General features: G+C 69.5%; 21 protein-coding genes. 9 read left to right on the forward strand and 12 right to left on the reverse strand.

Going from position 1 to position 20903, the window contains the following annotated elements:
• Nucleotides 1–3: 3 nt before the first annotated feature.
• The 5 genes from glmS to coaA all read right to left on the reverse strand — a co-directional run bounded on the left by glmS (nucleotide 4) and on the right by coaA (nucleotide 8484).
• Nucleotides 4–1854 carry a glutamine--fructose-6-phosphate transaminase (isomerizing) gene (gene glmS / locus QBE02_RS07625; RefSeq protein ID WP_144782708.1) on the reverse strand — a complete coding sequence of 617 codons (1851 nt, stop codon included), beginning with the start codon at nucleotides 1852–1854 and terminating at the stop codon, nucleotides 4–6.
• Between the two features lie 10 nt (nucleotides 1855–1864).
• Nucleotides 1865–2902 carry an HTTM domain-containing protein gene (locus QBE02_RS07630; protein ID WP_279367766.1) on the reverse strand — a complete coding sequence of 346 codons (1038 nt, stop codon included), beginning with the start codon at nucleotides 2900–2902 and terminating at the stop codon, nucleotides 1865–1867.
• On the reverse strand, nucleotides 2899–3708 hold the full coding sequence (locus QBE02_RS07635) for a DUF5819 family protein (RefSeq protein WP_279367767.1): 810 nt from the start codon (nucleotides 3706–3708) through the stop codon (nucleotides 2899–2901). Before QBE02_RS07635 ends, QBE02_RS07630 begins: the two co-directional genes overlap by 4 nt.
• 2 nt (nucleotides 3709–3710) lie before the next feature.
• On the reverse strand, nucleotides 3711–7085 hold the full coding sequence (locus QBE02_RS07640; protein ID WP_279367768.1) for a choice-of-anchor G family protein: 3375 nt from the start codon (nucleotides 7083–7085) through the stop codon (nucleotides 3711–3713).
• A 445-nt stretch (nucleotides 7086–7530) separates the two neighbouring features.
• The gene (coaA, locus tag QBE02_RS07645; RefSeq protein ID WP_056226432.1) at nucleotides 7531–8484 is read right to left on the reverse strand and encodes a type I pantothenate kinase; all 954 of its coding nucleotides are present in this window, start codon (nucleotides 8482–8484) and stop codon (nucleotides 7531–7533) included.
• Nucleotides 8485–8558: 74 nt separating this feature from the next.
• On the opposite strand from coaA, the gene QBE02_RS07650 reads away from it, so the two are divergent.
• Nucleotides 8559–9488, forward strand: coding sequence for a Ppx/GppA phosphatase family protein (locus QBE02_RS07650; RefSeq protein ID WP_056226429.1), 930 nt, complete (start codon nucleotides 8559–8561; stop codon nucleotides 9486–9488).
• 62 nt (nucleotides 9489–9550) lie between these two features.
• Here QBE02_RS07650 and glmM read toward each other — a convergent pair whose 3' ends face one another.
• From glmM to QBE02_RS07670, 4 genes are all read right to left on the reverse strand, one after another.
• A complete protein-coding gene (glmM, locus tag QBE02_RS07655) occupies nucleotides 9551–10906 on the reverse strand; it encodes a phosphoglucosamine mutase (RefSeq protein ID WP_279367769.1) in 1356 nt (451 codons plus the stop codon).
• Between the two features lie 14 nt (nucleotides 10907–10920).
• Nucleotides 10921–11391 (reverse strand): 30S ribosomal protein S9, encoded by a 471-nt coding sequence (gene rpsI / locus QBE02_RS07660; protein ID WP_074696481.1) that lies wholly within the window; start codon nucleotides 11389–11391, stop codon nucleotides 10921–10923.
• A 24-nt stretch (nucleotides 11392–11415) separates the two neighbouring features.
• A complete protein-coding gene (gene rplM / locus QBE02_RS07665) occupies nucleotides 11416–11862 on the reverse strand; it encodes a 50S ribosomal protein L13 (protein ID WP_094734663.1) in 447 nt (148 codons plus the stop codon).
• Between the two features lie 361 nt (nucleotides 11863–12223).
• Nucleotides 12224–13060 (reverse strand): alpha/beta fold hydrolase, encoded by an 837-nt coding sequence (locus tag QBE02_RS07670; protein ID WP_279367770.1) that lies wholly within the window; start codon nucleotides 13058–13060, stop codon nucleotides 12224–12226.
• 142 nt (nucleotides 13061–13202) lie between these two features.
• On the opposite strand from QBE02_RS07670, the gene QBE02_RS07675 reads away from it, so the two are divergent.
• Together QBE02_RS07675 and QBE02_RS07680 are read left to right on the forward strand one after the other, a co-directional pair.
• Nucleotides 13203–13682 (forward strand): PepSY domain-containing protein, encoded by a 480-nt coding sequence (locus QBE02_RS07675; RefSeq protein WP_279367771.1) that lies wholly within the window; start codon nucleotides 13203–13205, stop codon nucleotides 13680–13682.
• Between the two features lie 162 nt (nucleotides 13683–13844).
• On the forward strand, nucleotides 13845–15149 hold the full coding sequence (locus QBE02_RS07680; RefSeq protein ID WP_279367772.1) for a hemolysin family protein: 1305 nt from the start codon (nucleotides 13845–13847) through the stop codon (nucleotides 15147–15149).
• A gap of 51 nt (nucleotides 15150–15200) precedes the next feature.
• Here the strand turns inward: QBE02_RS07680 and QBE02_RS07685 are convergent, their stop codons facing one another.
• Nucleotides 15201–15338, reverse strand: a complete 138-nt coding sequence (locus tag QBE02_RS07685) for a hypothetical protein (RefSeq protein WP_176786380.1) — start codon at nucleotides 15336–15338, stop codon at nucleotides 15201–15203.
• Nucleotides 15339–15451: 113 nt separating this feature from the next.
• On the opposite strand from QBE02_RS07685, the gene QBE02_RS07690 reads away from it, so the two are divergent.
• From QBE02_RS07690 to QBE02_RS07700, 3 genes are all read left to right on the forward strand, one after another.
• Nucleotides 15452–15928 carry a MarR family winged helix-turn-helix transcriptional regulator gene (locus tag QBE02_RS07690; RefSeq protein ID WP_279367773.1) on the forward strand — a complete coding sequence of 159 codons (477 nt, stop codon included), beginning with the start codon at nucleotides 15452–15454 and terminating at the stop codon, nucleotides 15926–15928.
• A gap of 36 nt (nucleotides 15929–15964) precedes the next feature.
• Entirely contained in the window at nucleotides 15965–16384 is a 420-nt protein-coding gene (locus QBE02_RS07695) for an organic hydroperoxide resistance protein (RefSeq protein WP_056226410.1), read from the forward strand.
• Between the two features lie 112 nt (nucleotides 16385–16496).
• Nucleotides 16497–17144, forward strand: coding sequence for a response regulator (locus QBE02_RS07700; protein WP_074696474.1), 648 nt, complete (start codon nucleotides 16497–16499; stop codon nucleotides 17142–17144).
• 21 nt (nucleotides 17145–17165) lie between these two features.
• Here QBE02_RS07700 and QBE02_RS07705 read toward each other — a convergent pair whose 3' ends face one another.
• Nucleotides 17166–18236 (reverse strand): PIG-L family deacetylase, encoded by a 1071-nt coding sequence (locus tag QBE02_RS07705; RefSeq protein WP_268103288.1) that lies wholly within the window; start codon nucleotides 18234–18236, stop codon nucleotides 17166–17168.
• 251 nt (nucleotides 18237–18487) lie between these two features.
• Between QBE02_RS07705 and QBE02_RS07710 the strand changes: the two genes are divergently transcribed.
• From QBE02_RS07710 to QBE02_RS07720, 3 genes are all read left to right on the forward strand, one after another.
• Nucleotides 18488–18769, forward strand: coding sequence for a hypothetical protein (locus tag QBE02_RS07710; RefSeq protein ID WP_279367774.1), 282 nt, complete (start codon nucleotides 18488–18490; stop codon nucleotides 18767–18769).
• A 69-nt stretch (nucleotides 18770–18838) separates the two neighbouring features.
• Nucleotides 18839–19363, forward strand: coding sequence for a YbhB/YbcL family Raf kinase inhibitor-like protein (locus QBE02_RS07715; protein WP_279367775.1), 525 nt, complete (start codon nucleotides 18839–18841; stop codon nucleotides 19361–19363).
• An 11-nt stretch (nucleotides 19364–19374) separates the two neighbouring features.
• Nucleotides 19375–19596: a three-helix bundle dimerization domain-containing protein gene (locus QBE02_RS07720; RefSeq protein ID WP_279367776.1), complete on the forward strand. Its 222-nt coding sequence runs from the start codon at nucleotides 19375–19377 to the stop codon at nucleotides 19594–19596.
• Between the two features lie 20 nt (nucleotides 19597–19616).
• On the opposite strand, the gene QBE02_RS07725 is transcribed toward QBE02_RS07720, so the two are convergent.
• The gene (locus QBE02_RS07725; RefSeq protein ID WP_279367777.1) at nucleotides 19617–20693 is read right to left on the reverse strand and encodes a PIG-L family deacetylase; all 1077 of its coding nucleotides are present in this window, start codon (nucleotides 20691–20693) and stop codon (nucleotides 19617–19619) included.
• Nucleotides 20694–20903 lie beyond the last annotated feature (210 nt).

Below are 20903 nucleotides of genomic sequence, written 5' to 3' on the forward strand. Positions count from 1 at the left end.
GGTCTACTCGACCGTCACCGACTTGGCAAGGTTGCGCGGCTGGTCGACGTCGAGACCCTTCGCCTCGGCGAGGCCCATCGCGAAGATGTGCAGCGGAACGACGGCCAGGAGCGGCTCGAAGAGGGGGGCCGCGAGCGGGATTCGCAGCACCTCGTCGGCGGCGGGCAGCACGGCGACATCGCCCTCTTCGGCGATCGCGATGACGCGGGCGCCGCGGGCGCGGATCTCCTCGATGTTCGAGACGACCTTCTTGTGCATCTCGCCCGAGCCGCGGGGGCTCGGAACGACGACGAACACGGGCTGGCCGGGCTCGATCAGCGCGATGGGGCCGTGCTTGAGCTCTCCGGCGGCGAAGCCCTCGGCGTGGATGTAGGCCAGCTCCTTGAGCTTGAGCGCGCCCTCGAGGGCGATCGGGTAGCCGACGTTGCGGCCGAGGAACAGCACCGAGCGGGTGTCGGCCATCCAGTGCGCGAGCTGCTCGATGCGGGCCTGCTCGGTCTCGAGCACGCGGGCGATCTTGCCCGGGACGGCCTCGAGCTCGGTCACGGCTTCGACGGCGGCCATCGGGTCGATCGCGCCGCGCACGCGACCCACGTGCAGGGCCAGCAGATACAGGGCGGTGATCTGCGCGACGAAGGCCTTGGTCGAGGCGACGGCCACCTCGGGACCCGCGTGGGTGTAGACGATCGCGTCGGACTCGCGCGGAATCGTCGCCCCCTGCGTGTTGCAGATCGACAGCGTCTTCGCACCGCGCGAGCTCGCGTACTTGACCGCCATGAGCGTGTCCATGGTCTCGCCCGACTGGCTGATCGACACGACCAGCGTGCGGGGGGTGAGCACGGGGTTGCGGTAGCGGAACTCGTGCGCCAGCTCGACGTCGACGGGAACACGGGTCCAGGTCTCGAGGGCGTACTTGCCGACCATGCCCGCGTAGGCGGCGGTGCCGCACGCGATGACGAGGATGCGATCGATGTCGGCGAGGAAGTCGTCCATCCCCTCGAGCTCGGGGATCTCGACACGGCCCTCGTGGATACGGCCGCGGATGGTGTTGGCGACGGCCTCGGGCTCCTCCGAGACCTCCTTGGCCATGAAGGACGACCAGCCGCCCTTCTCGGCGGCCGACGCGTCCCACGTAACCTCGAAGGCTTCGACCTCGACAGGAGCGCCCGAGAAGTCGGTGACCTCGACGCCCTCGGGGGTGATCGCGACGATCTCGTCCTGGCCGATGGCGAGCGCGTTGCGCGTGTGCTCGACGAAGGCGGCGACGTCGGAGCCGAGGAAGTTCTCGCCCTCGCCGAGACCGATCACGAGCGGGGAGTTGCGGCGCGCACCGACGACGAGACCGGGGTGGTCCTCGTGCATCGCGAGGAGCGTGTAGGCCCCCTCGAGGCGCGAGACGACCGACCGGAAGGCCTGCACGAGGTCCTTCGTCCGTGCGTACTCGCGGCCGATCATGACCGCCGCGACCTCGGTGTCGGTCTCGCTGCGGAAGGCGAAGCCGTCACCCACGAGCTCGCTCTTGAGCTCGGCGAAGTTCTCGATGATGCCGTTGTGGATGACGGCGAGCTTGTCGTCGTCGGCCAGGTGGGGGTGGGCGTTGGCGTCGGTGGGGCCACCGTGTGTGGCCCAGCGGGTGTGGCCGATGCCCGTGGTGCCGTTGGGCATGGGCGTGGACTCGAGGTCGTCACGCAGGACGGCGAGCTTACCCGCGCGCTTGCGCATGTCGAGCTGGCCGTCACCGTCGATCACGGCGATGCCGGCGGAGTCGTACCCCCGGTATTCCAGACGCGACAGACCCGCCAGAAGGATGTCCTGACTCTGCCGAGGACCCACGTAACCGATGATTCCGCACATGGGGTCGATTCTACGTGGCGGGGCTGAGCAAACCCCTCCGCACCGAGCCGAGGCGCGAACCCAGCCTGATCCATGACTCGTCGCGGACGAGGAGCAGGTCGAGGGCGATCATCGCGAGCGAGAACGGCCACAGCCCCAGCAGGATCGCGATGCTCAGGTGCATTCCGGTGATGACGAACACCGCCGCGTAGCGCGTCGGCTTCCACAGGATGAGCACCGGGAACAGCATCTGCACCCAGAGCGCGGTCCAGGTCGCGAGCGCCACGACGGGCGCCGACTGCCAGGCGAGCTGGCTGAGGGCGGGGAGGACGTGGAACTGCTCGATGCTCAGCGCGTAGTAGATCGCCGTCCCGTCCAGCCATTCCTCCCCCTGGAACTTCAACACGCTCGAGACGAGGTAGACGAGCAGGATCTGGAACACGCAGAGGATGAGCACCGTGTTGTGGGCCCAGATCGCCAGCCACGGCGGCACCCATGTCGGCATCCGTCCGGAAAGACGGGAGGGCCGGATGCCGCGGCGCCGGCGCATCCACGCATCCACCGAGAAGTGCCGACTCAGGTCGGCGAAGACGACGAAGAAGAGCACGATCCGCATGAGCGTGTCTCCGCCGTTGCCGAGCAGCGTGCTGTTGGTCGAGAGCCCCACCCAGAACACGAGCAGGAGCGGGGTCACCCACCGCGTCCGGAACCCCACGACGAACAGGACGGCGAGGGCCAGCAGCACGTGGAACGAGAGGTCGAAGACCACCGCGTTGTCTTTCGGGAAGAGCATCCGCAGCGGTTCCCACCACCCTCGCCGGTTGGCTTCGGGGTCGACCCACCAGGCTCCGGCGCCCCAGAGGTAGTGGCGGTCGGCGTAGCTCGGCACCAGGACGATCAGCATCGCGACGCCGAAGAGCACGCGGAGGACGGAGAAGCCGATCGTCGAATGCTTCCGCCCGGTCAGCCAGAGCTGCAGGCGCGGCCACAGCGTCGAAAGCGCGACGCGGTCTCGCCGGCCGGTCGTCGCGATGGTCTTCTCGTCGTCGACGGATGCCGATCGGCTCATCGTCCCGTGTACCTCTCGATGACCTCGTCGTAGATGGCCTGCACCTCATCCGACGGCTCGACCGCAGGTTGCCGCCACCCGAACGTCGTGTACGAGGGTTCCGTCTGGCGCTTCGTGTCGAAGCGGTGGGTGAAGTCGTTGGGCCGATCGTGCTCGATGCGCCACCGGACGCGCTCCACGTCGTGGTCGAAGTACGCACTGCCGAAGGCGGACGAGAAGCGCACGAGCATGTAGTCGTACCGCAGGTAGCTCACCAGAGCGGCGCGGCTGCCCCCGAGATCGTCGAGCTCCTCGAGCAACGCCGACGGGTCCATCGGCGCGAAGGCGCCGTCGTTGACGCGGCGGATGAAGGTGTCGCGGACGCGATCCCTCTGGTCGGCGCTGAGCGCCTGGTACCGCGTCAGGTAGGTCTGAGCGGCGTTGAAGCTGTTCTTCGAGATCCGCGACGGAGTCGGGATGCCGCGCGCCGCGGAGAACTCCGCGTCGGTGACGTCGACCCATTCGCTGCGCTGGAGCTCGCCATCCTCCCGCCACTGCACCTGGATCTGGAGCGAGCGGTTCACCTTCATGATGTTCGGAGCGAACACGTTCCACCGTTGCTGGAAGTATGGGGCGAAGGCGGCCGACACGGCGGGACGCGTCGGGCTCGAGGGGATCGTGAACGACACCGCCACGAAGGCGTAGCCGAGGACGATGGCGAGGGTCATGGCGGCGGCGACCGCCGCCATGACCCCACCCGACCGCCGGGCGGAGGAAGGCCCCTCCGACACCCCCGCTTCGGGGGCCTCCTCCGCCGTGGTGGTCATCGTCAGCGCTGCTCTCCGCTGGCGCTCCGTCGACGCAGGGTCCACAGAGTCGCACCCGCGAGGATCAGTGCCGCAGCCACGCCGCCGACCAGAGGACCGTCGAGATCCAGACCGGTGGCCGGGAGTGACGAGCCCCTGCCGGTCCCCGGGAGCGAGGAGCCCCCGCCGGTCCCCGCTGCGGCGGGCTGCGCCGTGACGGTGAAGGCGGTGTTCTCCCGATCAGCCGGGAGTTCACCCGTGACCGAACCGCGCACCTCGACCCGGTGTGCGCCGAGCTCGAAGTCGGCGCCGACCGCGAAGGTCATGCGCGCCGTACCCGCGCCGTCAGCGATCACGGGCGTGAGCTCGAACGGAGTGGAGTTCACCGTCGCCGAGACCGTCTCGCCGGGCTGGAAGCCCTGGACGACCACGGTCTGGCTGACCCCGGTGCCGCGCACGATCTGCGGCAGCAGCACATCGGCACGCGCCTGCGTGGTGACGTCGCCGTCGGTCGCGTCGGCGTCCACGGCGTCGGCGTCCGTCGCGTCAGCGTCGGTCGCGTCAGCATCCACAGCGTCGGCGTCCGCAGCGTCAGCGTCCACGGCGTCAGCATCGGCTGCGTCGGTGTCGGTTGCGTCAGCGTCGGTCGCATCGGCGTCCACGGCGTCAGCGTCCACAGCGTCAGCGTCAGCGTCCACGGCGTCTGCATCGGCTGCGTCGGCGTCCGTCGCGTCAGCATCGGCTGCGTCGGTGTCCGTCGCGTCAGCATCGGTCGCATCGGCGTCCACGGCGTCAGCGTCCACAGCGTCAGCGTCAGCGTCCGTGGCGTCCGCATCCATCGCGTCAGCATCCACGGCGTCAGCATCCATCGCATCAGCGTCCACGGCGTCAGCATCAGCCGCGTCAGCATCCATCGCATCAGCGTCCGCGTCGGCGTCAGCCGCGACCGCGGTCACCGAGAACGACGTCGTGTCGACCGAGCCGTCGATGTCCTGGATCGCGGTCACCGTGAAGTCGCCCACCGGAACCTCCGCGAACGAGACCGACCAGAGGCCGAGGCCCGAGACGGTCGTCGTCTGCGCGCCCAGGGTCGGGATCGAGACGGCGATCTCGGCGCCGGCCTGGCCGGAACCGGTCACGGTCACCGAGCGCGTGGCATCCGGCTCTCCGACCTCGTACTCCGTGCCGGCGATGGGTGCCGTGATGTCGACGGCCTCGGCGAGCACGACGCTGAACGCGACGGTGTCGACCGAGTCGTCGGCATCCTGAGTCGCCGTCGCCGTGTAGTCGGCGATCGGCAGACCGTCGAACACCACGTTCCAGGTACCGTCCGGGGCTGCGGTCGTCGTCTCGACGGCGCCGTTGTCGAGCTCGACCGTGACGGTCGCCCCCGGCGAAGCCGTTCCCGAGACGGTCACCGTGGTGACACCCTCAGCAGTGCCGACCGCGATCTCTGTTCCGTCAGCGGGCTCCTCGATCACGACATCGGGCGTCTCGGCGATCGAGAAGTCGACGGTGTCGATCGACCCGTCGAACTCCTGCGTCGCGGTCACCGAGTAATCGCCGATGGGCAGACCCGGGAACGTCGCCGTCCAGGTTCCCTCCGCGGTCACGGTGACCGTCTGGGTGGAGCCGCCGACCTCGACGTCGACATCCGAACCCGCGTAGCCGGTTCCGGTGACGATCACGTCCGAGGTGTCGTCGGCCCCGGGGACGACGATGATCTGGTCGGGGGTCGGAGCGGTGATGACCACGTCCGGGGCCTCGATGACCGAGAAGTCGACGGTCGCGGTGGTGCCGTCGGCATCCTGAGTCGCGGTGGCCGTGTAGTCGCCGACCGGGAGGTCGGGGAACGTGACCGTCCAGGTGCCCTCGGGGGTGACCGTGGCGTCCTGATCCTCCTGACCGGGGATCGAGACCGTGATCACGGCCTCGGGCTCGCCGGTTCCGGAGACGGTCACGTCCGAGACGTCGTCGGCACCGGGAACGACGAACTCGTCGCCGCTTTCGGGAGCGGTGATCGTCACGTCGGCGTTCTCATCGAGCGCGTTCGGTCCGACGGTGGCGTTCGCCAGTTCGATCGTCGTGGCCGCCGAACCCGGCAGGACCGTCACGATGGCCCCGGTGATCGAAAAGACACCCTCGGCAGTCGTCGACTGGTTGTTGACGGTCACGCTCGCGACGGCGGGGAGCACGGCGCCCAGCGCGGGCGAGAGCAGCGTCGTCACCGGGGTGACGGTCGTGTCGACCGCAGCGCCGACGTTCCCGATCACGGTTTGCACCGGAGCGAGGATCGCGCCCGCCACGACACCGAGGCCGACCGGAAGGGTGATTCCGCCCAGCACCTGGATCCCGGAGGTGTTCCCGTCGAGCAGTTGCCCGATGGTGGTGTTCACGCTGAGGACCGGGATCTGCGGGGTGATCAGGGTCGGCGGGATGACGACCCCGCCGAGGACCGAGAGACCGCGCACGGCGTTCAGGACTGCCGTATCGATCCGGTCGGCGAGACCGCTGACGGCGTCCACGACGGCGTCCTGGATGTAGGGAAGGGTCTGCGAACCGAGCAGTTCCGTTCCCGCGGGGAGGTCGTTCAGCCCGGTGATCTCGTCGAGGTCGACCGTGATCTCGCCCGTTCCCAGATCGATCACCACGCCCGGGTAGTCGTCCGAGGTGATCTGGCCGGTCAGGAGACCGCTGATCGCGTCGGTCAGGCTGGTCGTGCCCACCTCCAGGTTCGCCTGCACGCCGAGGAGTCCGAGGGCGCTGCCCACAGCGGTGTTGACCAGACCGTCCACCCCGTCGAGCGAGTTCTGGAGGCCGGCCACCGCGGTGTTCAGCTCCGCGGTCAAGGTCGACAGCGTCGCGCTGTCGACGACGAGCTGACCGCCCGCGATCGTGTAGCTGCTCGTCGCGTCGTCGGGAGCGTCCTGCGACGCCCTCGCCGAGACGGCGCCCAGGGTCAGATCCACGGCGGCGATCTCGTCGACGAGCTCAGCGGCCAGGGATCCCGCGAGGGAATCGACCGCGCCGCCCAGACTGATGCTCAGCGGGCCGGTCGCCGGGCCGCCGGTACCGATGACGCCGCCGTCGCCCACGGCGCCCGAGGCCCCGACCGACGAGCCATCGGGATCCGCGCTCGCGTACTGGCCGACGACGCCGAGCGATCCGAAGTCGATGGGAACCTGGATGCCGCCGGGCACGGTGACGTTGATCACGTCGAGGGCCGTGAGGTCGAGGGTGTTCTGGTCGGTCACCGTCGGGACGGACCCGGCGTTGGTGGCGACCGCGCCCTGGAGCTGCGCCAGGTCGTCGAGGTCGACGAGGGTGAGGATCGACCCGCCCAAGAACGTGCCCGAGGCGTTCGATAGGTCACCGGGGGCGGCGTTCGCGGCGGTCACGCCGCCGAACAGGGTCAGGGAAGCGGCCCCTACCGCTGCGGCCGTCTTGACGGAGGCCCGTCCGATGCGAGAACGGGTCCAGACCCCGCTCCGTCTGCGCGTGGCGGTCCGCCCGGGCGAGAAGCCCGACGTCCCCTGATTCTCGTGATCCATGAAAACACTCCTGTACGTGGTGCTCGGGACGCGCGTGTGCGACGCCCTCTGCGGCCTTCCGACAGCCGTACGGGACATTCAAGGGGGCTATGAGAAACCTGAGAACCTGCTGAGCTACGGGGATCGGTACGGGTCCGCGCTCCCGGTAGTACCGACCTCGACGGGCATGCGACCACTCTCGAGAACCGCCCGGATCGACGCGCAACCGGCCGCGCGCAACTCGCCGTCGCCACCGATACCGGTGGCCCTCGGTATACCGACTCACTACCGTGCCCGCACCACGGCGGGCACCTCAGAGCTTGCGGAGCAGGACCGTTTCGACGGTGTGATCCGCACCCTTCTGCAGCACGAGCTTCGCGCGGTGTCGCGTCGGAAGCACGTTCTCTTCGAGGTTCGGGAGGTTGATCTCGCGCCAGTATCCGAGCGCTCGCTCGACGGCCTCTTCATCGCTGATGTCGGCGAAGACGCGGAAGAACGACGTCGGGTTGGTGAAGGCGTTGTCTCGGAGCGCGAGGAACCGGTCCACGTACCACCGCTCGATGTGCGCGGCGTCCGCGTCGACGTAGATCGAGAAGTCGAAGAGGTCGCTCACCGCGACCTCGTTCGGAGACGGCGGCGGCTGGAGCACGTTCAGGCCCTCGACGATGACCACGTCCGGCCGATGCACGGTCACGTGCGCGTCCGGCATGATGTCGTATCGCACATGCGAGTAGAAGGGCGCGCGCGCCTCCTCGGCACCGGACTTCACCTCGCTGAGGAACTCGACGAGCGCCCGCCTGTCATACGACTCGGGGAATCCCTTGCGGTCCATGAGGCCGCGGCGTTCGAGCTCCGCGTTCGGGTAGAGGAACCCATCGGTGGTGACCAGCTCGACGCGAGGGGTGTCGGGCCAGCGGCTCATCAGCTCGCGCAGCAATCGCGCGATCGTCGACTTCCCGACGGCCACGGATCCCGCGACCCCGATGACGAAGGGGGTCGTGGCGTCCGGTTCGCCCAGGAAGCTGCTCGTGTCGGCGCCGAGGCGGCGCGTGGCGCGGGCGTAGAGGCTCAACAGCCGGCTGAGGGGGAGGTAGACCTCGGCGACTTCGCGCGGATCCAGCCGGTCGCCGATCCCGCGCAACTGGACGATCTCGTTCTCGGTCAGCGGCTGTGTCAGCCCGCCGGCCATGCGAGCCCAGTCGTCGCGGTCGATCTGACGGTAGGGGCTCAGCGACGGTGCGGGAGCGGTGGTCTCGGCTGCGGACACCCGCTCATGCTACCCGGGGCGTCGCCCTCCCCCGCGGTCGGAGCCGTGCGCACCGCGGCCACTACGCTCGGACCGTGCGCTTGGGAGTCCTCGACATCGGTTCGAACACCGTCCACCTGCTCGTCGCGAACGCCCGAGCGGGAGGGCGCCCCACCGCCACCACCTCGCACCGTTCCGTGCTCCGCCTCATGCGTTATCTGCTGCCGGACGGATCGATTTCGGCGGAGGGTGTGCAGGGACTGGTGGATGCCGTGACCGCCGCGCGCGATCGCGCTCGCGCCGAGGGGGTCGACGAGTTGCTCGCCACCGCGACCTCCGCGGTCCGGGAGGCGACCAACGGCGACGAGGTGATCGCTCTCATCGAGGAGGCGCTCGGACAACCGCTCCAGGTGCTCGGCGGCGAGACCGAGGCGCGGTTCACCTACCTCGCGGTCCGGCGCTGGTTCGGGTGGTCGGCGGGACAGATCCTTCTGTTCGACATCGGTGGGGGATCCCTCGAGATCGCCGGTGGCGCGGACGAACTCCCCGACCTCGCCGAATCGGTCCCGCTGGGAGCGGGGCGGTCCACCGTGCAGTTCCTGCCCCACGATCCTCCGAGCGACGACGAGATCGATGCGCTCCGCCAGCATGCGGCATCCGTCCTCGCTCCTGTCGCCGAGCGATTTGCGGCGCTCCCCCGCCCCGATCACGTGGTGGGGTCGTCGAAGGCGATCCGATCCCTCGCGAAGTTGGCGGGCTACCCCGTGCCGGGCTGGTCGGGGATCGATCGCATGGTGCTCCCGCGCAGAGAGCTGAAGGACTGGATTCCGCGCCTGGCCCGCATCCCCGCCGATGCGCGCGAAGCCCTGCCGGGCATCACCGCCGACCGCACCTTCCAGATCGTGGCCGCGGCGATCGTCGTCGAGCGCGCGATGAAAGCCCTCGACGTCGAGGAGCTCGAGGTGTCGCCCTGGGCCCTGCGTGAGGGCGTCCTGTTGCGCTACATCGAATCGCTCGAGTACTGAGACGACGAAGGCCCAGGGCTCCGATGAACGGAGGACCCTGAGCCTGTCGAAGGGAACGGGACCTACAGCGCCAGACGTTCCCGGACGACGTCGGCGAGCCGGTCGGCGTGCGCCCGTGCGGTGTGTTCGTCGGCCGCTTCGACCATCACGCGAACGAGCGGCTCGGTGCCGGACGCGCGCAGCAGCACGCGACCCGAATCACCGAGTTCGGCGGTCGAGACGGCCACCGCCTCCTGGACGCCCTCGTCGCTCACCCCGTCGCGGTCGACGCCGCGCACGTTGACGAGCACCTGCGGGTAGACGGTCATGATCGAGGCGAGTTCCGCGAGGGTCTTACCCTGGCGGGCCATCTCGGCCACCAGGTGGAGGCCGGTCAACAGCCCGTCGCCGGTGGTCGCGAACTCGCTCATGATGACGTGCCCCGACTGCTCGCCGCCGAGGGAGTAGCCGCCCTCGTTCATGGCCTCGAGCACGTAGCGGTCGCCGACCCCGGTCTGCAGGACCCGGATGCCATGGTCTTCCATGGCGCGGTGCAGGCCGAGGTTGCTCATCACCGTCGCGACGAGCGTGTCGTCGACGAGCGCACCGCGCTGCTTCATCGCGACCGCGAGGATCGCCATGATCTGGTCGCCGTCGACGATGTTGCCCTGCGCGTCCACGGCGAGGCAGCGGTCGGCGTCGCCGTCGTGGGCGATGCCGACGTCGGCTCCCAGCCGGACGACGGCTTCAGCGAGCACGTCGAGGTGCGTGGAGCCCACGCCGTCGTTGATGTTCAGGCCGTCGGGCTCGGCCCCGATCACGGTGACCTGGGCGCCCGCGTCCTTGAAGGTCTCGGGAGAGACCCCGGCCGCGGCGCCGTGCGCGCAGTCGAGGACGACGTGGATGCCGTCGAGACGGTGCGGCAGCGACCCGAGGAGGTGCAGCACGTAGCGGTCTTCCGCGTCGGCGAAGCGACGGATGCGGCCGACACCGGCACCGGTGGGCTGCAGACGCTCCCCCTCGAGGGCGCGCTCGATGCGCTGCTCGACGATGTCGGGGAGCTTCGTCCCGCCACGGGCGAAGATCTTGATGCCGTTGTCAGGCGCCGGGTTGTGGGAGGCCGAGACCATCACACCGAAGTCGGCGTCGTGATCGGCGATCAAGAAGGCGGTCGCCGGGGTGGGGATGACGCCGGCGTCGAGGACGTCGACCCCCGAGGAGGCCAGTCCTGCGGCGACCGCGGCCGAGAGGAACTCTCCCGAGACGCGCGGGTCGCGCGCGACGACGGCCGTGAGTCGACGACCCTCGGCCTTTCGCGCCTCCGCAGAACGGCCCTGGCCCAGGACGACAGCAGTCGCCTGGGCCAGGTGCAGCGCAAGTTCGGCGGTGAGGAGGCCGTTGGCCAGCCCCCGCACCCCGTCCGTGCCAAAGAGAGGCATACGGAGGTTCGAACTCAGCGCTTGGAGTACTGAGGCGCCTTGCGGGCCTTCTTGAGACCGGCCTTCTTGCGCTCCTTGACGCGAGCGTCGCGCGAGAGGAAGCCGGCCTTCTTGAGGGTCGGGCGGTTGTTCTCGGCGTCGATCTCGTTGAGCGCGCGGGCGATGCCCAGGCGCAGCGCGCCGGCCTGACCCGAGGGGCCGCCACCGGAGATGCGCGCGATCACGTCGTACGAGCCCGCGAGCTCGAGCACCGTGAACGGGTCGTTGATCAGCTGCTGGTGCAGCTTGTTCGGGAAGTAGTCCTCGATCGTGCGGCCGTTGACCGTGATCGTGCCCGAACCGGGGACGAGACGCACGCGGGCGATGGCCTGCTTGCGACGGCCCACGGCTGCGCCGGGAACCGAGAGCACGGGGCGCTCGGTGGCGACGGCCGACTGCTCGGCCGGCGTCTCGGTGCTGTAGTTGCTGGAGTCGATGTTCGACACTGTTTCGTCCTTATCCGGCGGCGCTTACTGGGCGACCTGGTCGAAGGTGTATGCCGTGGGCTGCTGGGCACCGTGGGGGTGCTCGGCGCCGCGGTACACCTTGAGCTTCTTGAGCTGCGCCGCGCCGAGGCTGTTCTTGGGCAGCATGCCGCGGATGGCCTTCTCGACCGCGCGGACGGGGTTCTTCTCGAGGAGTTCGTCGTAGGTGACGGACTTGAGGCCGCCCGGGAAGCCCGAGTGGCGGTACGCCTTCTTCTGGGTGAGCTTCTGACCCGTGAGCGCCACCTTTTCGGCGTTGATCACGATGACGAAGTCGCCGGAGTCGATGTGGTTGGCGAAGGTCGCCTTGTGCTTGCCGCGGAGGAGGACCGCCGCGTGCGAGGCCAGACGGCCGAGAACGACGTCGGTGGCGTCGATAACGACCCACTCGCGCGTGACCTCAGCGGCCTTGGGGGTGAAAGTGCGCGTCACAATAGTGCTGCTTTCTTGATCGAACGGAGGAGTTCGTGAATCCCGCTCCGGTGGTCCGTTCACCGCTTGAGGGCGATGGAACAGGGCCGGTGGAGGGCTCACGTTCGGGTGACCCGCTCGCAGAGAGGCAGGCACCAAAAATCAAGACTACGTCATCCGGATGCCATGACCAAACAGAACCGATCGCGCTCGGTCCACCCCCGGGGGGGCGGAGTGTCACCCAGCGCCTCACCCGCTTGCTCGAACTTCTCGCCCGAACGCCGTGATGCCCCGTCACCGATGCGGCGACGGGGCATCATGGCATCCGCCCATGCCCTCCGCGAGTGCGGGCGACAGGTGAGGGCGTGAGCGGAGGCGGGTTTCAGCGCTTCAGGAAGTCGAGAAGCACGCGGTTGAACTCGTCGACGTGGCTGACGTTCACTCCGTGCGGAGCGCCCGCGACGACGTAGAGCTCGCTCCCGGCGATCGCCTCGTGGGTCCGCTTACCCGAGCCCTCGAAAGGGACCGTCGCGTCGCTGTCGCCGTGGATGACCAGGGTGGGCACCGTCACGTTCGGCAGGTCGTCGCGGAAGTCGGTGGTCGCGAACGCCTCCATCGCCTTCAGCGCGGCGTGGTGGTCGGCCTGGTTCGCCAGGCGCTCGGCCTCCGCGCGGTCGGCCTCCGAAACCATGAGCTTGCCGTCGACCGAGAAGAAGTCGGTCGTGAACTGGTGGTAGAAGGCCTTCTCGTCACCCTTCAGCCCCTGCTTCATCCCGTCGGCGGTCGCGTCGTCGAGCGGCCCCTCCGGGTTGTCGTCGGTTTGGGCCAGGTAGGGCGGAACCGCCGCGGCGAAGACGACGCTGTGCACTCGGTCGGAGCCGTGACGCGTCAGGTAACGAGCGACCTCGCCGCCTCCCATCGAGAACCCGACCAGCGTGACGTCGCGCAGGTCGAGGGCCTCCAGCACCGCCTCGAGGTCGTTGCTGAACGTGTCGTAGTCATACCCGGTGCGCGGCTTGTCGCTGCGGCCGAACCCGCGCCGGTCATAGGTCACGACCCGATATCCGGCGCCCTCGAGGGCGGGGACCTGGTGCGCCCACGACTCGCCCGAGAGGGGCCAACCGTGGATCAGGACGACAGGGCGTCCCGAGCCGCCGGTGTCGTCGACGTGGAGGTCGATGTCGGTCAGAAGTCCGTGGTGTGCAGTGATCTCGCTCATGGACGTCATGATTCGAGTCCCACCTGAACGTTCGGCACCTGTTGACGACTCGCGGCTCGCTTGATATGCCCGGGCTACGCACAGGTCACGGTCGACGCGCAACACCTCGGGAGGGCGCTCGTCCACTGACTAGCCTTCCCCCATGGCCCCGAGTCGCATTCCTGCCGCCGCCCTGTTGATCGCCGCGGTCGCCCTGGTGGCGACCGCCTGCGGTTCCGACACCTCCGGGAGTGCCGCCGCGAACGATCGCGAAGCCGTTCGCGCGATCACGACCGCCGAGTCGACCGCGGGCGGACGAGCCATCCAGCTCGAGGCGGATGACGGAGCGTGGGAGGTGCACGTGGCATCCGGCGATCGCGAGGTCGAGGTGCGCGTGAGCGCCGACGGAGGTTCGGTGCGTTCCTCCTCGGACGGTGGGGCCCTCGACGCCGAGGATCGCGCGGCGCTCGATGCGGCGAGCACCACCCTCGCCGACGCCGTCCGCATCGCCGCGGCCCAGGGCACGGGCGGCGCCGTCGAGGATGCCGAACTCGAGCGGGACGACGCCACCGCTCGCTGGAGCGTCGACCTCGCGGGCGGCGTCACGGTGCGCGTCTCGGCGGCCGACGGCAGCGTGGGCTGAGCAGAATCCGCGCATCGACGCAAGCCCGCCGGTCTCTCCCGGTGGCGAGCGCGGCGCTCATTACACTCGGCGCATGAACCACGCCCCCGATGCCGACGGCCACAGTCCACGCGCCCGGGTGACCCCGGGCGACGCTCTCTCACCCGCCGGGGCGGTGCGCCGATGAACGATCTCGTCCTCAACATCGTGCTGGTCGTCGTCTTCGTCCTGATCGGCGGGGTGTTCGCGGCCACCGAGATGGCGCTCGTCACCTTGCGCGAGAGCCAGGTGAACGCCCTCGCGGCCCGCGGTCGCCGCGGCCAGAAGGTCGCCGATCTGGCGCGCAATCCCAACACCTTCCTCTCCGCCGTGCAGATCGGCGTGACGGTCGCCGGATTCGCCTCGGCGGCGTACGGGGCCTCTTCCATCGCCCCCTCGGTCACGCCGTTGTTCACCGGTCTCGGTCTCGAGCAGGGGGTCGCCGCCACGGTCGCGACCATCGCCCTCACCCTGGTCATCGCGTACCTGTCTCTGGTTCTCGGCGAACTGGTCCCCAAGCGGCTCGCCATCCAGCGCAACGCCGCGTTCGCGTACGCGGTCGCGCCGGTCCTCAACGGCTTCGCCACGCTCATGCGCCCCGTCATCTGGTTGCTGTCGATCTCGACGAACGTGCTCGTGCGCCTCCTCGGGGGCGACCCGAACAAGACCGGCGAGGAACTCACCGAAGAAGAGCTCCGCGACATCGTCTCCAGTCACGAAGGACTCCCCGCCGACGAGCGGCGCATCCTCGACGACGTGCTCTCGCTCCGTGATCGCCACGTGAGCGAGGTCATGCGGCCCCGCCCCGAAGTGGTGACCCTCGACGCCGGCGGCACGGTCGCCGAGGCCTACGAGCAGATCCGCGACCTCCCCTTCTCGCGCTACCCGGTCGCGGAGCAGACGATCGACGACGTCGTGGGTTTCGTGCACGTCCGCGACCTGACCGACGATCCCGAACGCGCGCTCAGCGCCGTCATGCGCGAGATCCGGTACATCCCCTCCACCGCCCGCGTCCTCCCGACGCTCACGTCCATGCGCGCGGAAGGGAGCCACATCGCGGTCGTCGTCGACGAGTACGGGGGGACGGACGGCATCGTCACCCTCGAAGACCTCGTCGAAGAGGTCGTGGGAGAGATCTTCGACGAGTACGACACGGATGCCGAACAGCCGCTGTCCGAGGGAGAGCACGGCACCGTCGAGGGGCGTTTGAACCTGCAGGACTTCGAGGAGGCGACGGGGGTCCCGCTTCCGCGCGGGGCGTCCGACACCGTGGCCGGCTTCGTGGTCGAGCGACTCGGCCGCCTGGCCCACGTCGGCGATGTCGTCGAGGTCGAGGGCGCGACACTGAAGGTGAGCGCGGTGGATCGTCGCCGGGTGGCCGAGCTGCTGGTGACCCGGCATCCCGTCGACGAGCCCGCGGAGGAACGCGACGACTCGACCGCCGACTGATCGCCCGGGGCGGGCCGAGGACGCGAGCTCGTCGGCCCGCACGGGTGGTGGTCAGGCGAGGTCGCCGGCGACCGGGGCGATCGGGCCGCCCAGGTCGAAGTGGTGCCCGTTGATGGCGAACAAATCCCGGTCCCCGTCGGGGAGGAACCCCGGGGGCGCGGATGCGCTCGCGTCGCTGCGGCTGATCATGGGACCCATGCTCCGTCGTGACGGGGCTCGATGTCAGGGCTTGACATCGTCGGCGTGGGGCTGATCCTCTCGATTAAGTTGTGCGCAATTAAGTTGTGTGCAATAGTTTTCGCATGCCCGCCGTCGATCAGCTCGTGTGCTTCGCGCTCTACGCCGCCAACCGCACGACCACGCAGGCGTATCGGGCGCTGCTCGAACCGTGGAACCTCACGTACCCGCAGTACATCGCCCTCGTGACGCTCTGGAACGACGGCGATCAGACGGTCGGCAGTCTCGGCGAGGCCCTGCAGCTCGATTCCGGGACTCTCTCCCCCATGCTCGCCCGCATGGAAAGCGCCGGCTATCTGACCCGATCACGTCGCGCCGATGACGAGCGCGTGGTGTCCGTCACGCTCACCGACCGCGGCACCGAGTTGCGCACCGAACTCGCCCACATCCCCCGGTGCATCGCCGCGGGGTCGGGGATCACCGACGCCGACAGCGCCCGAGAGCTCATCGACGCACTGCACCAGCTCACCGAGGCTATGAAAGGCCTGCGAGACCACCCCGACGAGGTGCGCGACGCCGACGCGGCGCGCCACCCGGCCTGACGGCCGCACCCCCCTCCGTCCCCAGAAAGGAACACCATGGACGTTCTCTACACCGCCGAAGCCGTCTCCACCGGCCAGGGCCGCCTCGGCCACGTGACCGCCGGCACCTACCTCGACCTCGACGTCGCTCCCCCCAAGGAGCTCGGCGGCTCCGGCGCCGGCACCAACCCCGAGCAGCTCTTCGCCGCGGGATACGCCGCCTGCTTCCACAGCGCGCTGCACTCCGTGGCCCGCGCCCGCAAGGTCGCCATCGCGGACTCGTCCGTGGGTGGCCGCGTCCACATCGGCCCCAATGGCCAGGGCGGCTACCAGCTCGCCGTCCTGCTCGAGGTCGTCCTGCCCGGCATCGAGTCCGAGCTCGCTCAGCAGCTCGCCGACGAGGCGCACCAGGTCTGCCCGTACTCGAACGCGACGCGCGGCAACATCGAGGTCACCGTCACCGTCTCGGAGGACTGACCTCTCCCCGACCCCGGGGCGAGGCGCTGAGCCCCACGTATCGTGCCTCGTCCCGGCCTGCCGCCCCGTATCCCGCGGGGCGGCTTCGTCGTATCGGCGTACAGTGACTGGCGTGATCCGGGTTGTTGTCGTCGACGATGAGGCCCTCGTCCGCTCCGGCTTCGCCTTCATCCTCAACGCCGCCGACGACATCGAGGTCGTCGCGGCCGTCGACGGCCCCGACGCGCTCGACGCGATCCGGGCGCTCCGCCCCGATGTCGTGCTCCTCGACATCCGGATGCCGGGACTCACCGGCCTCGAGATCCTCGCCGAGGTGCGAGGCGATGACGATCCGCCCGTGGTCGGCATCCTCACGACGTTCGCGGCGGACGAGTCGATCGCGAGAGCCCTGCGAGAGGGCGCGACGGGTTTCCTCGTCAAGGACACCGACCCGGAACACCTCGCCGCGATGGTCCGCTCGCTCGCGGCCGGCGGCGTCGTGCTCTCTCCGGAGGTCTCTCGGGCCCTCGTCGACGGGTTCTCAGGCGGCCCCGACCTCGACTCCGCGCGCCGCGTCGCTCTGCTGACGGAGCGCGAGCGCGACGTGCTCGAGTGCCTCCCCACCGGAGACTCCAATGCCGAGATCGGGCGCCGGCTGCACTTGAGCTCCGCCACGGTCAAAGACCACGTCAGCTCGATCCTGAGCAAGTTGTCGGTCTCGTCCCGGGTCGAGGCCGCTCTCATCGCGGAGCGCGCGGGCTCTCCCGCTTCGCGACGCTGACCCGCCTCGAACCGCGAGGCGTCAGGTGAGACGCAGCTCGGCCTCGGTCTTTCCGTACGAACGACGCAGCCACTGCCCGAACCCCGGCTGCGCGAGGCAGGCGGCGGCGCCGTCGCACGTGACCACCGGGTCCTGGGCGGCGTAGGTGGCGTACACGTCGACCTTGGCATCGAGAGCGTCGCCCTCGACGTTGACCGGCTCGTGCAGCGAGGGATACCCGATGTAGTACGTGACCGCTTCCGGGGCGATCCCCGACACGGGGGCGACGGCGCGGACGAGCGAGCCGACGCACGAGTGGTCGGGGTGGTCGCCGCGCGCGAAGGCGCTCTCGTGCGGGATATTGGTCGTGATGTGGTCGGGGCGACCCGCGTGGATGAGCTCGGCGACCGTCTCGGCCAGTCTGCTCGCGTCGAGCGTCGGCCCGTCGTCGATCGGGGCGAGCGCGGGGACCGTGCCGTTGATGAGCTGGGTGAGTCCCGCTTCGCCCGTGGTCGCGAACCCCTTTCCGCTGAGGTTGCCGTCGGGGAGGCGCAGCACCGTGATCGACAGGCGCGGGTCATCGGACGGCACGAATCGGGTGACGCGTGCACCGCTCCGGAGGGTCAGTTGGGCGGTGTTCCACGGCTGCGTGCTGCCGCGCATCTCGTCGTACGCGGCCCGGATGCCGGCCTCGCGCTGCTTCGCGTAATCGAGGCCGCGGCCGGCGTCACCGGCGGTGACGAAGATCGTGCGCAGGGTCGCACCGGAGCCGATGATTCCGGCGAGGTGCGGGTTGGCGAAGATGATGTCATCGTCGGCGTGCGCCCAGACCGCCACCGTGGTGTCGCTTCCCGGCTCCTCGAAGGCCGGCGACACGGGCCGCGGTGAGGCTTCGGGCACCGGGACGATGGGACTGAGTTTCACCCAGGTCCCCTCCGGCGGCGCTGAGCGACGGATCTCGCGGTAGACGAGCGCGCCGCCGCCGAGCGCGGCGAGGCCGCCCACGGCGATGCCGCCGAACACGAGGGCTCTGCGGGAGATCCCGGAGCGACGCGGTGCCGCGGGGTCGACGGGCGCCTGATCGGCGCCCGAAGGCTCGTCGATGTCACTCACGGCGACTCCGTCCTGTACTTCGCCCCCCGGCGACGGATTGCGGGTTCCCCCTCGCCCTCGGGCGCCTTCCGACGCTATCGCGACGGTGCCGGTTTGCGGATCTGAAACCCCACAGCCCCGCCACCCGGCGGGGTGGGGTGAAACCGATCGGCGGATCACGCTCCCACACGGGCGGCGCGATGAGGACGCCGCGCACCGGACGCATCGACGATCCTCAGCGCGCACCTAGAGAGGGTGACGACACTCACCCTATGCAGACGTCCACACCGCCGCGGTCATTGTCGCCCGTAGCCCTGCGCATCCGCGCCGTCCTCAACGAGTGGGATCCCATCGGGGTCCACCACATCGGTCAGGGCTGGCCCGATGACGAGTACGACGACCTGATCCTGCCGATCCTCGAGGCACTCGACACAAGGCCCTCGGTCGATGAACTGGCCGCGGAGCTGCAGACGGTCGTCGAGAACGACTACGGCCTTCCTGCTCCCGAGGGGTGCCGCGAGACCGCGCACTCTCTTCTCCGCCTGCACGGCTGAGCGCTATCCGGCGTCGGGCCGGGATGCAAGCCCTGCTCCCCGGCCACCGGGCCGTTCTAGCGTGCCTGCATGGCCGATCTCTCCCGCCCGCAGACCCCCGATCCGTACCCGCTCCTTTCATCCGTGCCGTCCTTCGCGGTGACCAGCCACGACATCGCCGACGGTCAGCCCCTGCAGGACGACCAGGTCGCCGACAAGGGCAACACCTCCCCGCACCTGGCGTGGTCGGAGGTCCCGGAGGGCACCAAGTCGTTCGTGATCACGGGCTTCGACCCCGACGCGCCGACCCCGAGCGGCTTCTGGCACTGGGTCCTGGTCGACGTTCCGGCGGATGTCCGCGAAGTGGCCTCGGGCGCCGCTTCCGGAGAGCTCCCCGGCGCGGCCTTCCACGTTCGCAACGACGGCGGCGAGAAGGGGTTCCTCGGGGCGGCTCCCCCGCAGGGCGACCAGCCCCACCGGTACTTCTTCGTCGTGCACGCCGTAGGCGAGGAGACGCTCGGCGTCGACTCGGATGCCTCCCCGGCCTTCGTCTCGTTCAATCTGGCGTTCAAGACGCTGGGGCGGGCGATCCTGCACGGCACCTACCAGCACTGAGGATCCCTACCATGACGAAGCGCAGCGAAGGTTTCGACAAGGACGAGACGGTCGCCGGAGTCGAGGAGCGCGTCCAGGCGCGCTTCCCCGACGCCGAGCCGGAGGTGGTTCACGAAGAGGCCGTCGTCGCGGTGGACAAGTACGCCGAAGCTCCCGTCAAGGACTTCGTCGACATCATCGCCGAGCGTGAGGCCCGCGCGGCCGTCGAGGAATCGCTCGCCGCCGACTCCTGAGTTCGGGCACCGGGACCGATTCACCCCATCTGCAGGTCGGCTTCGGCCTTCGGATAGGACCGTTGCAGCCACTGCCCGAACTTCCGGGTCTTCAGGCACGCGCTGCGATCGGCGCACCGGACCACCTGATCCTGCTGCGTGTAGATGCGGTAGGTGTCGACCTTGGTGTCGAGCACCGCGCCCTCGAGATTCGCCGGCAGGTTCTCGGAGGGGTACCCCACGAAGTACCGGATGCCGGGCCCCACCGCCGCGTCGGAGGTCAGTGAGTCGCGGATCAGGGTTCCCACCGCCGAGTGATCCGGGTGGTCCCCGGGGGCGAAGGCGCTGCCACGCGGGATATGGGTGAGCGTCCCTTCCGGGTGGAATGCCGACACCAGCTCCCGGACGGACGCGATGAGCTGATCGCGGGTCACGGCCGGTCCCCCGCCGACGGGTGCGAGGGTCCCCGCGGCTCCGTCGTAGAGCTTGCTCAAGGTCGCGTGCGCCGTCGCGTCGAATCCCTCGCCGGTGAGGTTCCCGTCCGGGAGGCGGAGATACAGAACCGACAGGCGCGGATCGTCCTTCGGAACGAGCCGCCGGACCTGCATTCCCGTGCCGAGCGTGATCTCGGCGGCATCCCACTCGCCGTCCTTGCCGCGCATGGCGTTGTACGCGCGCAGGATGCCGAGCTCCCGCGCCGCCACGTAGTCCAGGCCCTTACCGGCGTCGCCCGCGGTCACGAACACCGTCCGCACGCACCGACCGGCGGCGATGGCGTCCGAGATGGTCGGGTTGGCGAAGATGATGTCGTCGTCGGGGTGCGCCCAGATGGTCATCAGGGTCGACGCCCCCTCGCATCCCTGCGCGGCGGGCGACGACGGGACGGGCGGGGGCGGCGGCGGGATCGTCGCGGTCGGTGAGGCCGACGCGGACGGCGTGGCCGTCGTTGCCGCCGCGGAGGGGGTCGGCGTCGGCGTCGACGCGGGCTCCGGACGGAACAGTGCGAAGGCGAAGACGCCGCCGACCGCCAAGACCACCACGGCGGCGATCGCGATCGCGACGACGAGCCCGGCCTGCACCCGACGGGGGCGAGAAATCGACGACGAGGCGCGTGGCATCGGAACCTTTCGGACGGGGTGTGACGACCCCACCGTGCGGCACGATCTCGAGACAGCCGAGTTCGGCTGATCCGCGCCCGAGTGTAGAGGAACGTCCATACCGGACCAACACTTCATCCGCCAGGTGAATTGCACACGCCTATCGTTCAGGTTTCCTCCGTATGACAAGAGATGCAGGGTGACTTGACGGGTGAATTTCGCCTGTTACTG

This window comes from Microbacterium testaceum (genome assembly GCF_029761935.1).
Taxonomy (GTDB): Bacteria; Actinomycetota; Actinomycetes; order Actinomycetales; family Microbacteriaceae; genus Microbacterium; species Microbacterium testaceum_A.

What these genes read in the sequence shown, in the direction of transcription:
- glmS (WP_144782708.1), bottom strand. Translation starts at nt 1,854, where the DNA reads ATGTGCGGAATCATCGGTTACGTGGGTCCTCGGCAGAGTCAGGACATC.
- QBE02_RS07630 (WP_279367766.1), bottom strand. Translation starts at nt 2,902, where the DNA reads ATGAGCCGATCGGCATCCGTCGACGACGAGAAGACCATCGCGACGACC.
- QBE02_RS07635 (WP_279367767.1), bottom strand. Translation starts at nt 3,708, where the DNA reads ATGACCACCACGGCGGAGGAGGCCCCCGAAGCGGGGGTGTCGGAGGGG.
- glmM (WP_279367769.1), bottom strand. Translation starts at nt 10,906, where the DNA reads ATGCCTCTCTTTGGCACGGACGGGGTGCGGGGGCTGGCCAACGGCCTC.
- QBE02_RS07670 (WP_279367770.1), bottom strand. Translation starts at nt 13,060, where the DNA reads ATGAGCGAGATCACTGCACACCACGGACTTCTGACCGACATCGACCTC.
- QBE02_RS07675 (WP_279367771.1), top strand. Translation starts at nt 13,203, where the DNA reads ATGGCCCCGAGTCGCATTCCTGCCGCCGCCCTGTTGATCGCCGCGGTC.
- QBE02_RS07680 (WP_279367772.1), top strand. Translation starts at nt 13,845, where the DNA reads ATGAACGATCTCGTCCTCAACATCGTGCTGGTCGTCGTCTTCGTCCTG.
- QBE02_RS07685 (WP_176786380.1), bottom strand. Translation starts at nt 15,338, where the DNA reads ATGATCAGCCGCAGCGACGCGAGCGCATCCGCGCCCCCGGGGTTCCTC.
- QBE02_RS07690 (WP_279367773.1), top strand. Translation starts at nt 15,452, where the DNA reads ATGCCCGCCGTCGATCAGCTCGTGTGCTTCGCGCTCTACGCCGCCAAC.
- QBE02_RS07695 (WP_056226410.1), top strand. Translation starts at nt 15,965, where the DNA reads ATGGACGTTCTCTACACCGCCGAAGCCGTCTCCACCGGCCAGGGCCGC.
- QBE02_RS07710 (WP_279367774.1), top strand. Translation starts at nt 18,488, where the DNA reads ATGCAGACGTCCACACCGCCGCGGTCATTGTCGCCCGTAGCCCTGCGC.
- QBE02_RS07715 (WP_279367775.1), top strand. Translation starts at nt 18,839, where the DNA reads ATGGCCGATCTCTCCCGCCCGCAGACCCCCGATCCGTACCCGCTCCTT.
- QBE02_RS07720 (WP_279367776.1), top strand. Translation starts at nt 19,375, where the DNA reads ATGACGAAGCGCAGCGAAGGTTTCGACAAGGACGAGACGGTCGCCGGA.
- QBE02_RS07725 (WP_279367777.1), bottom strand. Translation starts at nt 20,693, where the DNA reads ATGCCACGCGCCTCGTCGTCGATTTCTCGCCCCCGTCGGGTGCAGGCC.